This window comes from Methylobacterium sp. (assembly GCF_019745455.1).
GTDB lineage: Bacteria > Pseudomonadota > Alphaproteobacteria > Rhizobiales > Beijerinckiaceae > Methylobacterium.
Genome location: NZ_JAIETD010000146.1, coordinates 1 through 12,784, shown reverse-complemented (window position 1 = coordinate 12,784; position 12,784 = coordinate 1). Strand labels below are relative to the sequence as shown.

16 protein-coding genes are annotated in these 12,784 nt (G+C 63.0%); 8 read left to right on the top strand and 8 right to left on the bottom strand.

What is annotated here, in order from left to right; genetic code table 11:
- Positions 1-163 precede the first annotated feature (163 nt).
- From K2Y56_RS24150 to K2Y56_RS24140, 3 genes are all read left to right on the top strand, one after another.
- Entirely contained in the window at positions 164-2,128 is a 1,965-nt protein-coding gene (locus tag K2Y56_RS24150; RefSeq protein ID WP_292513974.1) for a ParB/RepB/Spo0J family partition protein, read from the top strand.
- A gap of 109 nt (positions 2,129-2,237) precedes the next feature.
- Positions 2,238-2,483 (top strand): type II toxin-antitoxin system VapB family antitoxin, encoded by a 246-nt coding sequence (locus K2Y56_RS24145; RefSeq protein ID WP_292513971.1) that lies wholly within the window; start codon positions 2,238-2,240, stop codon positions 2,481-2,483.
- A complete protein-coding gene (locus K2Y56_RS24140) occupies positions 2,483-2,884 on the top strand; it encodes a type II toxin-antitoxin system VapC family toxin (RefSeq protein WP_292513968.1) in 402 nt (133 codons plus the stop codon). Before K2Y56_RS24145 ends, K2Y56_RS24140 begins: the two co-directional genes overlap by 1 nt.
- An 8-nt stretch (positions 2,885-2,892) precedes the next feature.
- On the opposite strand, the gene K2Y56_RS24135 is transcribed toward K2Y56_RS24140, so the two are convergent.
- From K2Y56_RS24135 to K2Y56_RS24125, 3 genes are all read right to left on the bottom strand, one after another.
- Positions 2,893-3,438: a hypothetical protein gene (locus K2Y56_RS24135; protein WP_292513965.1), complete on the bottom strand. Its 546-nt coding sequence runs from the start codon at positions 3,436-3,438 to the stop codon at positions 2,893-2,895.
- Positions 3,439-3,520: 82 nt separating this feature from the next.
- Positions 3,521-3,679 carry a hypothetical protein gene (locus K2Y56_RS24130; protein ID WP_292513962.1) on the bottom strand — a complete coding sequence of 53 codons (159 nt, stop codon included), beginning with the start codon at positions 3,677-3,679 and terminating at the stop codon, positions 3,521-3,523.
- Positions 3,680-3,767: 88 nt separating this feature from the next.
- Positions 3,768-3,983 carry a hypothetical protein gene (locus K2Y56_RS24125; protein WP_292513959.1) on the bottom strand — a complete coding sequence of 72 codons (216 nt, stop codon included), beginning with the start codon at positions 3,981-3,983 and terminating at the stop codon, positions 3,768-3,770.
- Positions 3,984-4,540: 557 nt separating this feature from the next.
- Between K2Y56_RS24125 and K2Y56_RS24120 the strand changes: the two genes are divergently transcribed.
- Positions 4,541-4,684, top strand: coding sequence for a hypothetical protein (locus tag K2Y56_RS24120; protein WP_292513957.1), 144 nt, complete (start codon positions 4,541-4,543; stop codon positions 4,682-4,684).
- A 23-nt stretch (positions 4,685-4,707) separates the two neighbouring features.
- On the opposite strand, the gene K2Y56_RS24115 is transcribed toward K2Y56_RS24120, so the two are convergent.
- The 3 genes from K2Y56_RS24115 to K2Y56_RS24105 all read right to left on the bottom strand — a co-directional run bounded on the left by K2Y56_RS24115 (position 4,708) and on the right by K2Y56_RS24105 (position 6,819).
- On the bottom strand, positions 4,708-5,496 hold the full coding sequence (locus tag K2Y56_RS24115) for a hypothetical protein (RefSeq protein WP_292513954.1): 789 nt from the start codon (positions 5,494-5,496) through the stop codon (positions 4,708-4,710).
- A 196-nt stretch (positions 5,497-5,692) separates the two neighbouring features.
- Positions 5,693-6,136 carry a hypothetical protein gene (locus K2Y56_RS24110; RefSeq protein ID WP_292513951.1) on the bottom strand — a complete coding sequence of 148 codons (444 nt, stop codon included), beginning with the start codon at positions 6,134-6,136 and terminating at the stop codon, positions 5,693-5,695.
- A 14-nt stretch (positions 6,137-6,150) separates the two neighbouring features.
- Positions 6,151-6,819, bottom strand: a complete 669-nt coding sequence (locus K2Y56_RS24105) for a ParA family protein (protein WP_292513948.1) — start codon at positions 6,817-6,819, stop codon at positions 6,151-6,153.
- A gap of 739 nt (positions 6,820-7,558) precedes the next feature.
- Between K2Y56_RS24105 and K2Y56_RS24100 the strand changes: the two genes are divergently transcribed.
- Positions 7,559-8,032 carry a hypothetical protein gene (locus K2Y56_RS24100; RefSeq protein WP_292513945.1) on the top strand — a complete coding sequence of 158 codons (474 nt, stop codon included), beginning with the start codon at positions 7,559-7,561 and terminating at the stop codon, positions 8,030-8,032.
- Between the two features lie 94 nt (positions 8,033-8,126).
- Here the strand turns inward: K2Y56_RS24100 and K2Y56_RS24095 are convergent, their stop codons facing one another.
- The gene (locus tag K2Y56_RS24095) at positions 8,127-8,426 is read right to left on the bottom strand and encodes a hypothetical protein (protein ID WP_292513942.1); all 300 of its coding nucleotides are present in this window, start codon (positions 8,424-8,426) and stop codon (positions 8,127-8,129) included.
- A 64-nt stretch (positions 8,427-8,490) separates the two neighbouring features.
- Between K2Y56_RS24095 and K2Y56_RS24090 the strand changes: the two genes are divergently transcribed.
- Entirely contained in the window at positions 8,491-10,620 is a 2,130-nt protein-coding gene (locus K2Y56_RS24090) for a relaxase/mobilization nuclease domain-containing protein (protein WP_292513939.1), read from the top strand.
- A 174-nt stretch (positions 10,621-10,794) separates the two neighbouring features.
- On the opposite strand, the gene K2Y56_RS24085 is transcribed toward K2Y56_RS24090, so the two are convergent.
- The gene (locus K2Y56_RS24085) at positions 10,795-11,652 is read right to left on the bottom strand and encodes a LysR family transcriptional regulator (RefSeq protein WP_292513936.1); all 858 of its coding nucleotides are present in this window, start codon (positions 11,650-11,652) and stop codon (positions 10,795-10,797) included.
- Here K2Y56_RS24085 and K2Y56_RS24080 point away from each other — a divergent pair.
- Complete coding sequence (locus K2Y56_RS24080; protein ID WP_292513934.1) at positions 11,629-12,150, top strand: 4-oxalocrotonate tautomerase; 522 nt, start codon at positions 11,629-11,631, stop codon at positions 12,148-12,150. The two genes, K2Y56_RS24085 and K2Y56_RS24080, sit on opposite strands and share 24 nt — an antisense overlap.
- Positions 12,151-12,238: 88 nt before the next feature.
- The gene (locus tag K2Y56_RS24075; protein WP_292513931.1) at positions 12,239-12,538 is read left to right on the top strand and encodes a hypothetical protein; all 300 of its coding nucleotides are present in this window, start codon (positions 12,239-12,241) and stop codon (positions 12,536-12,538) included.
- The last annotated feature ends 246 nt before the right edge of the window (positions 12,539-12,784 follow it).

The window sequence follows — 12,784 nt, the reverse complement described above, 5'->3', positions numbered from 1 at the left end:
AGGGCCGCGGCCCAGGCCGCCCTTCGGGTGGGCGCACCCCCGCCCGGCCGGCGGCCTTGCCCCCCTCCCATCCGCTGTTCCGCACGAGCTCGCGGAGCAGGAGCAGTGCTCCCGCCCCGCACGCACCACCGAAGCCCCTTCGGACAGGACAGAGGATGTGACCATGACCAGCGCCATCACCGCCATCGACGCCCGCCCCGAGACCCGGATCGCCCTGGACCGCCTGTCTCCCGATCCGCTCAACGTGCGGAAGACCTACCGAACCGAGTCCATCGCCGAACTGGCGGCGTCGATCAAAGCCGTGGGCCTCCTCAAGAACCTCGTGGTCCGCAAGGCCAAGAAGCGCGGGCACTTCTACGTCAGCGCCGGCGGCCGGCGCCTCAAGGCCCTGAACCTGCTGGCAGCGGCCGGCGACCTCGCCCCCGATTATGCCGTTCGTGCCATCGAATGCACCGCTGCCGAGGCCGTCGAGATCAGCTTGGCCGAGAACGTCACCGCCGAGGCCATGAACCCGGTGGACGAGTTCGAGGCATACAGCGCCCTGGTGTCCGACCGGGTGCCGGTGGCGGAGATCGCGGCACGCTTCGGCAAGACCGACGCCTATATCCGCCAGCGCATGGCGCTCGCCCGCGTCTCCCCGCGCATCCTCGACGCCTACCGGGTGGGAGAGATCGAGTTCGACATCGTGGCCGCTTTCACCGTCAGCGACGATCACGCCCGCCAGGACGAGGTTTGGGCCACCCTGAGCCCTTGGAACCGGCACGCCGTGACCATCAAGCGGCTGCTGGCCGGCAACGCCATCTCTGCCACCGACCGCCGCGTTGCCTTCGTGGGCGGTCTGGCGGCCTACGAGGCGGCTGGCGGGCCGGTGCGCCGCGACTTGTTCGATGCCACCCCTGCCGCCGGCTATGCCCTGGATGAGGCGTTCCTAGAGCGCCTGGTCGCCGATCGGCTCGAAGCCCAGGCCGAGACAGTGCGCGCCGAGGGATGGGCGTGGGTTGAGGTGCGCCCCTCTTTCGACTGGCAAGACCTCAGCGGCTTCCAGCGCATCGACCCGCAGCCGGTGGACCTCACCGATGAGCAGAGCGCCGCCCTCGACGCCCTCCAGGCCGAGCGGGATGAGCTTGAAGTCCTGCTCGATGCCGAGGGCGACGACGAGGCGGGGACCGGGGAGGCACGGATCGAGGCGATTGACGCCCAGGTGGCGGCGCTGTCCGAGAGCCGGTTCACCCCGGCCGACATGGCGACCAGCGGCGCCATCGTCGCCATGGACTATTACGGGCACATTGCGTTTCACCGGGGTCTGCGTCGTCCCGAGGCCGGCATTCGTTCCGATCGGGAGGCCGGCACGGTCCCGGCCGGCGCCGCGACGGACGTGCAGGACCGCGACGCCCTACCGGGCTCTGATGCCGACTCCGCTCCGGCCACCGTCACCCATTCGGCCGCGCTCCTCGCCGACCTCACGGCGCAGAAGACCGCCGCGTTGCGGATCGAACTGGCCCACAACCCGGACGTGGCACTCGTGGCCGTCGTTCACGCCATGCTCCTGAACCTGATCTATCCCTATGCCATCGTGAAGACGGCGCTCGAACTCCGGCTCGTGAACACCCGCATCGAGGCGGCAATGAAGGACCCGGAGAACAACGCCGCCCTGGCCGACTTCGCCGGCATGGCCGAGAACTACGGCCACACCCTGCCGGGCGACCCGGCCGACCTGTGGGAGCACCTGTCAGGGCTCTCGCGTGAGGAGCTTCTGAACCTGCTGGCCTTCGCCGCCGCCCACAGTGTCAACGCCGTGCAGCAGCCCCACGATCAGCGGGAAGAGGCTCGCGCGCAGGCCAACCAGATCGGGCAGGCCCTGGCGGTGGACATGGGCCGTTGGTTCACCCCGACCGGCGCGACCTACTTCCAGCACCTGAACCGCGCCGGGATCGAGGCGGCTGTGACCGAAGCCAAGGGAGCTGACGCCGCCCTCAAGGTCCGTGCCGCCGCGAAGAAGTCCGAGGCCGTCAACCTCGCGGAACGCCTCGTGGCGGGCAGCGGCTGGTTGCCGGAGCCGGTGCGGGTGCCGGCACCCGAGGCCGATCAGGCTGACGGCGGCGTGTTCTACCGCATGGCCGCCGAGTAGCCGCCGCATCCGCCGGGCGCGAGGCGCCCGGCGGGCTTGAGCCGGATTGACGTGCTCAGCATTACGTCTTTACGTTTGCTTCATTACGCCCCGCATCGAGGGAGCAACCATGACGACCCCCCTGAACGTCCGCAACCCGCGCGCGCACGAGTTGGCCCGCGAGTTGGCCCAGCGCCGCAACACCGGGATCACCGAGGCCGTGATCCAGGCCCTTGAGCATGAACTGGAACGCGAGCGGGCCTCAACCCCCCTCGCCCAGCGGCTCGAAGCCCTTGCAGATCGCGCGCTGGCGAAGGCCGGACCCAACCCCCAGCCCGTCACCGAGGCGGATCGCGACGCGATGTGGACCCGCTGATGTTCATTGACACGTCCGCCTTCGTGGCGATCTTCTGCAAGGAGCCCGAAGCTGCGATCTTCGCCACCTGCATCGAGCGGGCGAAGCGCCGCTGCACCTCACCCATGGTCCGCCTGGAAACCTGCATGGTCCTCGCGAGCCGCCTGGATCGCGATCCAGCCGATGTTCAGGCTGACTTTGACGAGTTCCTGACCGAGGCCGGGATCACGGTCGTGTCGATCAGCGACAGCATCGGCCGCATCGCCGTGGAGGCGTTCCAGCGATACGGGAAGGGCCGGGGCCACCCGGCGCAACTCAACCTCGCGGACTGCCTGTCCTACGCCTGTGCCCGCGCCTACCGCGATCCCATCCTCTTCAAGGGCAGGGATTTCGGCCATACCGACCTGAAGAGCGCGCTCTAGTCGCTGCGCTAAAGAGCGCCCCTGGAGCGGATCATGCCCAAGGTGTCGGGCACTAGCTCTGTGCTATCGTCATGAACCCGCTCACCGACCAGGAATGCGAGGTAGCTCCCCAGATTGAGGAATCGATCAAGCCCGCCGCCGTAGAAGGCAAGGACGGCTGGCTCGCCGGCCTCAGCACGCCAGACCAAGTATGTGGCTCCGCCCTTGGTCTCATCAAGACCGAAAAGCGTGATCCGAGACGGGCCGATCGGCTCCGATAGCTCTGACGTCATCCTCGCTAGGTGCCCGATGTGCCATGAGCATTCCCGCACGCTGGCCCAGACTTCCGCGATCTGCCCAAGCCCCAACCAAGTCTGGCCGAGTGCTGCCCCGTCCCAGGCGCCAGCATACGCGAAGCGTGCCCGCAGCATCGGGCTGAGAGGCATAGTCACGTCCGGATCGAGGGTGGCTATGACCTCGCAGGATGAGGCCGGCACCTCCACCGATTGCCGGATGTCGTCCTTCTCATTCAATCTGTGCAGCCGTTCCAGCCACTGATGGATGTCATGGGCCACGATCTACCCCCTGCGGGTCCGAGCCGGGACGGCTCGACGTTCTGTTGCGATCCAAGCCGGGCCGACAGCTTGGCCGGAGCGGCTATCGCCAGCGGTCAGTTGTTCGAACCCCGATCTCACGGCCGTCCAGGCGCGCCAGTTCGATGGCGACGCGAGTCCAGAACCAGACCCGGCCCCCATTCGGACGCCGAGCCCGGTCGCGGGCGAGATGGTAGGCCGAGGGGCCGTAGCGGGCGTGCATGATCCGGGCTCGCGCCCGGACCTTGGCCCGGCGTCGGGCTCGCCGGCCCAAACACATCACGGAGGAGCGCCAGGCGCACCGGAGCGGATCAAGAGGCCGGCTCCGAACCAGACGAGGGCAAGGCGGGGCTATCGTCTGGATGCCAGCCGAGAACGGTTAGAATGGTGCCCAGGCTGGCCGTGAGGCGGGCAAGGCGGCTGTCGTGCTTGCGCACGTCATACGAAGCCAGAGCCTGAAGATAGATGCGCCCAAGCTCGCCGAGATCCCGGCGACGATCCTCGGCAGGATCGTGAGATCGCCCCATCGGTCATATCCCCGGGTAGGTCCGTGTCCGCGGTACGCCCCCGCAACACCGACCTCGACCAGCCGCAGCCGGGGAGTTGGAAAACCGCGTTTGAACGGCTCCTACGACCTTTAGCACCGGGGCGCCTGGACATACGTCGCAGGCTCCCCGACCCGAAGGGTCAAGGATGTGTGGTGCCGTAACGGCCGGCACCAAACCGTCAAACGAGGGGTTTCCACACCCCAGGGCGGCGCGTACCGCCCCACCGAAATCATAGGCACGCGCGTGTCGTCATTCCAGCGGTTTTGGCCGAGGAAGACGACGCGGTGCTGATATTCGACAGCCCGACGTGGGTGGTTCGGCGTGGCGCTGGGTGCCGACCAGCGCCAGACCCAAATCCTCTCTCTGAGGCCCGCAAGTCTACGGGCCATCGTCGGGCGTCAAGGACGCATGGTCCCCCCAAAATGCTGCGCATTTCGGCTCCCCCATGCGCCGGCTCCGCCGGTCGCTACGCGATCCCTGACCCCCTCCTCCGACACCCGTTCGCTGCCTTCGTCATCGAGACCAAGGAGCATCCCATGCGCTACGACATCCATCACGAGATCGCCGAGCTGCGCGCCGAGCTGGCCTACACCTGCCTGAGCCGCACCGAGCGAGCCGACGCGAAGGCCCGCCTCGCCCAACTCCTCGCCCAGGTTCCCGAACGGAAGAAGGAGGCGTGAGCCTCCCCCTCCCCGTCTTCGGGTCAACGAGATGCCGAGGGGCGTCGGCGACGAGGCTGGTGCGGCGCCCCGGCCCGCCTTGCCCTCCCCGGCTCGGACGCTGCCTCCGGCGCCTCACTCCCAGTTTCAGCGTCTACCGGGTTAGGAGATCCCTCGGGGGCGTCGCCCTCTGCCTCCGGCTGCATCTCTGCCTCTTCACGCAGCCGCTTCCGGGCTTGCCGTACCCGATACGCCAGTTCCTCCCGCGTGCGTTGGATCGCGATGACCTCAGCGGGATCGCGTGGAACGTCCTCGATATCCTTCAGCGCATCAGCCAGCTCGGGCCGACGCGCCTTGTAAAGCTTGGCTCGCCGCCCGTCTTTCTTGAACGCGATATGCTCGGGATGATTATTGATGCGATCCGCACGAGCCTGCTCCGCCTCATAATCGAGGCCGTTTCGGGCAAAGGCGCGTTTAATTTCCGTAGGTGTAAATCCAAGAAACTCTAGAAGGTTGACACCTTTGGCGCGAGCGATTTCCTCCATCGTATTCAACGTAGGATTTCCCGAATTGGTCCCATATTTATGGGCCATCGGGATACCAATATTGTATCGATGTGCGAATTCTAGCAGGCTCTCATAGGATCTCTTGTCTTTCAAAAAGGCTCTCGAAAAGGCGGCTCCAACCAAGGAGTCGCCATATGGAGACTCATACCAATTCTCTTCACATGACCAAAACTTATCGATATAAGGTTGGTCTGTCGGAGATTGTGTCTTGAGACCAAGCTTTCTCTGCGGAATTCTTGCCCCTCCCTTTTTATCGTTCGTTGGCATCTTGGACCGCACGGATTTCGGCCGGCTGGCGAGGCCAGCCAGTGGCGAGCTGCCTAGGCGCCGAATCATCGGCGCCTTAGACAAATTCATCCGCGGCCTGCGGTCAAGCTTATACACAAGGTGGCTGGTTGTATTGGTGCCTATCGGGGACTCTAGATAGTCGGATGTAACTCAAGGGGAAGCGACCAAATGGCTCCTATATCTTTATTCCGTGTTTGTTCAAATAATCCTCTATTGCAATATCGATAACGTGTGTCACGAGATTGCCTGTAGATGCGGCGTGTACTCTGAGTGCTAGGTCCACTGGCTTCGGAAGTTGAACCTGAATTCTTTTGCCCAACTCAGCTTGTCTGAATTCGGAAAACGGGCGAGTAGAAGTTTTTTCTATTTTGGCCGAGGATTTCGTCGGCTTCTTAGTAGAAAATGCCTCACTAATTTCAGATGCGGAGGAGGGTTTGTTCTCCATCTGCTCCGCATAAGTTGGTCCCGAAATTGCCGGCGTGTCACGCCGAGAGTCCGCAAACCTAGATGTTAGCTTAGATAGAGTAAGTGCGGGCTTGGCCGCTTGTTCGATTGCGGGAGTTCCACCCCCTTGCGAAGGCGTTGCTTGATTGTTGCTCTTGGCAATGTCGTCCGACATATCGCTTCCCTCTTTTAGTTATTGAGCAAGTCGTATGCTAGATTGCGTGAGTTTGTTTGGGCGTTGACCGTGGCGTCATCCTTTCCTTTTAGAAGATACAGGGATCCTGTCCCTTCAGTGATCGTTTTCACGCGCTCTCTTTTCTGCATAAGAACGTCAGATACCGAGATATTGTGCTCAATAAATGATTTATATACATTCTCAAGGCTTTTAGAATTCTTGGTGATTGGATCATATTCGTTCAAAACGACTTTATATTTTGGCATTTCTTTGTTGTCTTTTGCTGTCAGCTCTCGAAGTTGGTTGACGAAGGCAATGACCTGATCCCCATCAAAGCTGCTTATCTTGCACGGAATAACCAAAAGGTCCGTAATGCTCGAAAGAGCAAAGGTAAGCTGGTCAGCAAATCCAGCAGTATCGACAATGATGACATCAAAATGGCTGTTTTCGTCGAGCAAACTGACAATTTTGCTCGGTTCTGTCGAGGCAAGAACTTCTAAATTTTCTTGTCGACTATTATTTGATAAAGTTTTCTGATGCCAACGAATGGCAGATTGCTGCTTGTCTGTATCTATAATGAGAGTTTTGAATCCTTGATTGGATAGTTCGCCAGCCAGGATTATAGATATAGTCGTTTTTCCGCTTCCCCCCTTGGGGGTTGCGACCGTGATTATTGAAGCCATCTGATTTTCCTTCGGGCGCAGCGGATAGGGGGGAGGGCGGAGTGGCTGTTGGACCACTTACCCTACCTCGGCATCGTTAATATCGGATTGTCGCAAGCCTGGAAACCGGGGCCATCGCATTCCGATTTTCCATGAAATATGGGAACAGGGAAGCCGGCAACGTCGCATTCCGATATGCCGGGGAAATAGCAATCCTGGAAGCGCGACAAATCGCAACCCGCTTTTCCGTGAAAGTCGAATAAACGGAAACCGTGGATACCGCATTCCGTTCTTCCCGGTAGATCGCATAAACGGAAACCGCATTTATCGCATGCCGATATCCCATGAAAATAGGAAGCACGGAAGCCATCATTGTCGTATTCCGCTCTACCGTGAAAATCGCAAAATCTGAAGATAGGAACATCGCAATCCGATAATCCGATAAAATTGTAAATGCGGAAACCAGGAATAACCCAATCCGCCTATCCAGGAATATCATAAAGTGTAAAACCGGGAAAAACGGGTTATCGGAAAATCGATTTGGGACTCCGATCATGCAAAGCAGGGAATATCGTAATCCGGGAAACCCGGAAAATTGACTCCTTCGGAGGAGTCTGAGCGGTGCTTCGAGGAGTGGCGTTGCCCCTCCTCTTCGCTTAGGTCTCATGGTATAGCTGAGGTGACAAGATACCGGTTTTTGGCGGATGCCAAAACCGGGGGCACGCTCGCCGCGTGCCAGGGCGCATCGAGCCGATGCGCGGTGCGCCGCCCTGGTCGGGCGGCTTTGGGCGCCAAGGCGCTGGCAGGGGAGGGGGGCTTGGCGCGTCGGAAACGTCCTGAACGCAAAGCGCGCTACCAAACCGTCCTGTCGGAGGCCGACGCGGCGTGCCTTGCCGCCACAGCCGAACGCATGGGGTTGCCCCGCGCCGAGGTCGTGCGCCGGCTCATCCGTGCCTCTGCGACCCTTGAACCAGCTCTATCCGTGTCGGAGTCGGCCGAGATCGAGGGCTTGCGCCGGCAGGTCCGGCGCGCCGGCATCAATCTGTCCGAGCTTCTGAAGGCGATCCGATCCGGGCGGGCGGTCAGGTTGGCCGACAGCGCGCCCGTCTGGCGCGAGTTGCTTGCCGCGATTGAGGAGGTCGAGGGGCGGCTGTCCCGGTTGAGCGGCCCCTATGGGGTCCGGCTCTATCAGGCCCTTGAAGCCGCACAGCGTCAGGAGGAGGGCGCCTCTTGAGCGACGATGCGGGGCTTCTTCAAGAATGGGCGGCGCAGGCGGCCGACCTGAATACGCGACTCCGGGCGGACGCCGCTCGCCGTCAGGCGTGGGCTTACGACGAGGAGAAGGCCCGTTCTCCCGGTGGGGGAGGTGGTGCATCGGCTAAGGGCTTCGGTTCGGGGAGCGGCGGCCGGAAGCGGCCAACGTCCGCGGCAGGAGCGGTGTCGAAAACGATGTCCGGCACAGGGATGGCGGGATCGGCCTCGAGTGCGCCCGGTCCGATGCGACCCCAGAGCGTCGGTAGCGCCATGGCGTCAGGATCGGCAGGCAGAGGGCAGTCTTCCGGCGGCACCGTCAGCCGGTCGGGGTATGGGGTGCGAGGCCGAGACGCGGCCCAAGCCAGGGCGGCCACCACGGCTCGCTCCGGGGCGAGTGGTCCAGGGAGTCGAGCCCAGGCGAGTCGCACTGCCTCCGCCATGGTCGCGAAGGGCTACGCCCCGGCCGTGGTCAAGGTCGTATCCTACGCGGCCGGGAGCACGCGGGCCAAGGCGACGGCGCAGTATGTGCTTCGCGAGGAGGTGCAGCTTGAAACCCATGACGGGCGCGAGCTGACCGACCGCGAGGCCGTGAATGCCGAGATCGAGACGTGGTCACAGCGGTTCGGCAAGCGCGAGCCGACCCAGGACGTGATGAGCGTGCGGGTCGGGATCGCCGGCCTCAAGGACGAGGCCGAGGACCGGGGGCAGCTCCGGCGGGCGGTCGAGGCCGGCTTTGCCGGGCACCGCCATGCCTACCGGATGGAGGCCGGCACGGACGGATCGCTGAGCGCGCATGTCGTCGTGGCGGCGGCCGGCGAGGGCCGGGAGCGGTTCAAGGTCACCGCGCAGCGGATCGGGGAGGAGGCGGAAGGGTTCGACCGCCGGGTGCTCGATGCGCCCACCGAGGCGCGGATCAAGGCACGGATGGAAGAGGCGACGGGCGTTGGACAGCACCGGATGAGCTTCAGCCCGTCAGGGCCGAGCCATGGCATCGAGGGGGTGCGGTTTCATCTCGGCCAACTCATTGAGGGTGCCAGCTCCGGAGCAGTCGGCGACGACGGCCGGCACATCGGCACCGCAGGCCACGTGCATGAGGCGGCGCGGGCCTGGCGGCCGCATCTGCGCTCGCAGCAGGCGCGGGACACCTTGCACCTGGTCGTCTCTGCCCGGGCCGGGACGGACAAGCAGCGGTTCCGCGACGCGGTGCGGGATTTTCTCGGGGACACATTCGCCGATCACACCTTCCTGTTCGGGATGCACACGGACAAGGAGGAGAGCAGCGGCCACATCCATGCGCACGCGGTCATCGCAGTGCGGAGCTTGGGGGGCGCCAAGATCCATCCAGGCCCGCAGGATCTCCGGCGCTGGCGGGAGACCTACGCCGAGCACGCCCAGGCGCAGGGCCTTCAGATCGTGGCGACGACAGCCCAGGATCGGGCATCGAGCCAGAGCTACGGGCGACGGGACAAGGCGATCGTCGACGCGGCCGAGCAGCCCCGGCCGGGGCGGGCGGCACGGGATCGAGCCTATGCCAGCCACCCGGCCAATCAGGAGATGATCGCGAACGCCCGTCAGCGGATCGCGACGGCCCGAACCAACCCTGTTAAGGTTCCGGTCGGAGCCCAGGCGCTTGCGCGGACGGCCGAGGCCGCCCGGATCTGGTCGGAGCTGGCCCAGGCGCAGCCGGGCAATCCGGTCGCGGCGCAGTACGCGCAGCGCACCGAGGAAGCCTATCGGCTCGGGGAGCGCGCGCGCAGCCAACAATCCGCCCAAGCTCACACGGAGCAGCATTCAGGAGCCCCGACCATGCCTGTCACCGCCGAGAAGATGGAAGCCGATCTCAAGCTCATGAACGAGCAGGCCGCTACGACCGCGGCCAGGCTCGAAGGGCCGGCGAGAGAGCGCTACGAGCACCTGACGGCCAACGTCCTACAGGCAAGCGCCGTGAAGCTCGACCTTCAGCGGATGATGGAGCAGGGGCAGACGCATATCGACCTTGAGACGGTGCGGGGGATGCTGCCCCCCGACAGGGCCGAGGCGATCATCGCGAGCGTGCGCGAGCGCGAGGCCCAGGAGAAGGTCCAAGCTCAGGAGAAGGCCCAGGGCCAGGAGCAGGACGGTGCCTCGGCACAGCCGAGCGGGACACCCGCGCCCGCCGGGAACCAGGATCGGCGCGCGACCGAAGCCGAAAGGGCGGAAGCCAACAGGGTTGCGGTCCGAGAGGAGCGGGAGGCCGAGGCGGCAGAACGCCTTGAGCGGGCAGCCGTCGAGGTTGCGCGCGCCGACGAGGCTGACACGTCCCGTTCACCTGAGGCGATGCACCAGCTCGACGCCGATCGCGGGCTTGCCCGCGAGGCGGCACGCCTCGCAGAGCGCGAACGGGAAGAAGCCGAGGCGGCCGAGCAGCGGGCGCGATCCGGTTCGGCCGGCGGCGATGGGCGAAGCGCGCCCCCTGGCAAGACCCACGATCCAGATGAGGTTCGACGGCAGGTGTTGGAGCGTCGCCGTCTGGAGCGTGAGGCCCAGAGCCGCGCGGCGCAGTCGCGTGATGAGCAGGAAATGGATTGAGGTGCGGTCGGGACTGCCTCCGACGCCTTGCCGACCCTCGAAAGGTCCGGTTTCAGGCTGTTGAGTCAGAAGTCGATGACCGCCTCGGGTGGTTTACGACCGGTCTGCTTCCGGGCGGTAACGCATAGAAACGGACGTCGCCGCCACGACTACTAACGACCCGCAGTAGGCGCTTCAACCAAGCTCCGATACCAACATTGTTCGCACCTCTCCCACCAGCGTGGCTTCACCAACGCGGGGTGGGAGCAAACTGAACTCCACCTCCGGCAACGATGGAAGGAAGTCAAGCGGTCGGCATGTCCCTGTGTCTTTCGGCATCGCAGAAGCGTTCAGGCATGAAACACCCAAGCCGGCTACGAGGGCGGATTGCAGCCCAGCGACACCGGATGCCGAATGCGCAACGACGTAGGGGATCTCATGCGTTTCCAGCACCTGCCGGATGAAGCGTTGCAAGGAGCAATCCTGCGGCAGACCGAGTAGGGGAAGGGGGGCCTCAGGTTCGTGTTGGAATTCGCGCCCCGCCACCCACATCAACGCCTCTCGCCGAACCGGAATGCCCTCTCGCAGACTGCGTCCATCCACGATCCGCATGGACAGTCCGATATCGAAATCGCCGTCTTGGGCTTCCCATTCGATTTGCAGGCTCTTGCGGATTGCGACATGCAATCGAAGCTTCGGGTAGCGCCGCCGCAACCTCCTTAGCATTTCGGCAATAGCGGTAGGTCGAAAATAGTCCGTGACGGCCAGGCGCAACTCTCCGGCCAGATCCAAGCCTCGCATGTCTTCGAGGGCGCGATCGCTCGCTGCGAGTATCTCCCGTGCATGGACGATCAGCCGTTCGCCAGCAGGCGTCGGCCGGACGCCTTTCTTGCCCCTATGCAGCAGGATGACACCGGCGAACTCCTCCAGCTTCCGAAGCTGCTCGCTGAGGGCCGATTGTGAGCGGAAAAGGCCGGGCGCAGCGCGGGATAAGCTGCCGGCCTCTGCCACCGCCACGAACGAACGCAATTGCTCAAGATCGAAGGGGCGCACCCTTATCGTCCCACTTTGCCGATGGATATCATCGCATCTTCCGGCTTTTCCGATGAGATGGAAGCCCTCATCCTGCCGCCACCCTCACTTTTGCAGGAGGCTTTCATGCCTGGGCTCAGCCTTCGAATTTCTGGTCAGCCTGACACAACCCTTGCTAGCCGCATCGCCCCGCAACTCACTGCTCTAACGAGCAGAGTGCTTGAGAAACGTCCCGAGTTGACGGTCGTCACCTTTCAATTCGTGCCGCATGAACTGTGGTTCATCGATAGCCGATCGTTGGTCGAGCATAGTAAGAATGCATTCCGTCTTGAAGTGACAATCACAGACGAAACAAACACCAAGTATCAGAAGGCTTGCTTTCAGCATGACGCTTTCCATTTGCTTTCTGAGCTCATCGGCAATGTTCATGCACATTCGAACGTACACATTGTCGACTGCCGGGCTAGCGCCTATGGCTACGGTGGTCTGACGCAGGAATATCGGTATCAGCATGCGTAGATCCGTGCACTCGTCGAGCGAAGGTGGAATGGCCGATCTGCTTGGTGAAACGAACTTCTAATAAGAAAAACATAGCTGAGAGGATAATATGGTTGTCGAGATCGTTGAGTTTGCGCTTCGTCCGGGTACGGATCTAGCTGGAGCACTCCTCCTCTATCAGCAGTCAGCCCCGGTCTGGGCAGACTGTCCTGATCTAATTGAGAAGTACTATACCTTCGATCAAGCTGCTGGGCTTGGTGGCGGTGTCTATGTCTGGAAGGATATCGTCGCCCAGCGCCGATGGCATGGTCCGGATTACGTGGCGGCTATTCGCGAACGATACGGCGCGGAGCCTAAAATTCGGGTCATGGATGCTGTGCTGCATGTTGATCGACGAGGTCATATGTAGATGGGTGCACCAGAGGCCGACATGCCCCAGGATAGCAAGCCGTATTTTTCGCTGAGCATTCCGCATCTGGCGGCGGACTGCTTTCGGGACGCTGTCACGGTTGTCGGTACGGCTGCGTTGGGTGGTTTTGCTGAATAGATCCACCATCACCTAGCATGGTAGCCGCCGGCTCAGGTCGTGTCCGTCAATGAGGTGGAAATTCGGGGTGGAGTTGGAGCGGCCATCGGTCAGGCGGCCTGAGGTGGA

Excerpts from the sequence above, each read along its gene's own strand:
- K2Y56_RS24150 (WP_292513974.1), top strand. The coding sequence starts at position 164 with ATGACCAGCGCCATCACCGCCATCGACGCCCGCCCCGAGACCCGGATC.
- K2Y56_RS24145 (WP_292513971.1), top strand. The coding sequence starts at position 2,238 with ATGACGACCCCCCTGAACGTCCGCAACCCGCGCGCGCACGAGTTGGCC.
- K2Y56_RS24140 (WP_292513968.1), top strand. The coding sequence starts at position 2,483 with ATGTTCATTGACACGTCCGCCTTCGTGGCGATCTTCTGCAAGGAGCCC.
- K2Y56_RS24130 (WP_292513962.1), bottom strand. The coding sequence starts at position 3,679 with ATGCACGCCCGCTACGGCCCCTCGGCCTACCATCTCGCCCGCGACCGG.
- K2Y56_RS24125 (WP_292513959.1), bottom strand. The coding sequence starts at position 3,983 with ATGGGGCGATCTCACGATCCTGCCGAGGATCGTCGCCGGGATCTCGGC.
- K2Y56_RS24120 (WP_292513957.1), top strand. The coding sequence starts at position 4,541 with ATGCGCTACGACATCCATCACGAGATCGCCGAGCTGCGCGCCGAGCTG.
- K2Y56_RS24115 (WP_292513954.1), bottom strand. The coding sequence starts at position 5,496 with ATGCCAACGAACGATAAAAAGGGAGGGGCAAGAATTCCGCAGAGAAAG.
- K2Y56_RS24110 (WP_292513951.1), bottom strand. The coding sequence starts at position 6,136 with ATGTCGGACGACATTGCCAAGAGCAACAATCAAGCAACGCCTTCGCAA.
- K2Y56_RS24105 (WP_292513948.1), bottom strand. The coding sequence starts at position 6,819 with ATGGCTTCAATAATCACGGTCGCAACCCCCAAGGGGGGAAGCGGAAAA.
- K2Y56_RS24090 (WP_292513939.1), top strand. The coding sequence starts at position 8,491 with ATGGTCGCGAAGGGCTACGCCCCGGCCGTGGTCAAGGTCGTATCCTAC.
- K2Y56_RS24075 (WP_292513931.1), top strand. The coding sequence starts at position 12,239 with ATGGTTGTCGAGATCGTTGAGTTTGCGCTTCGTCCGGGTACGGATCTA.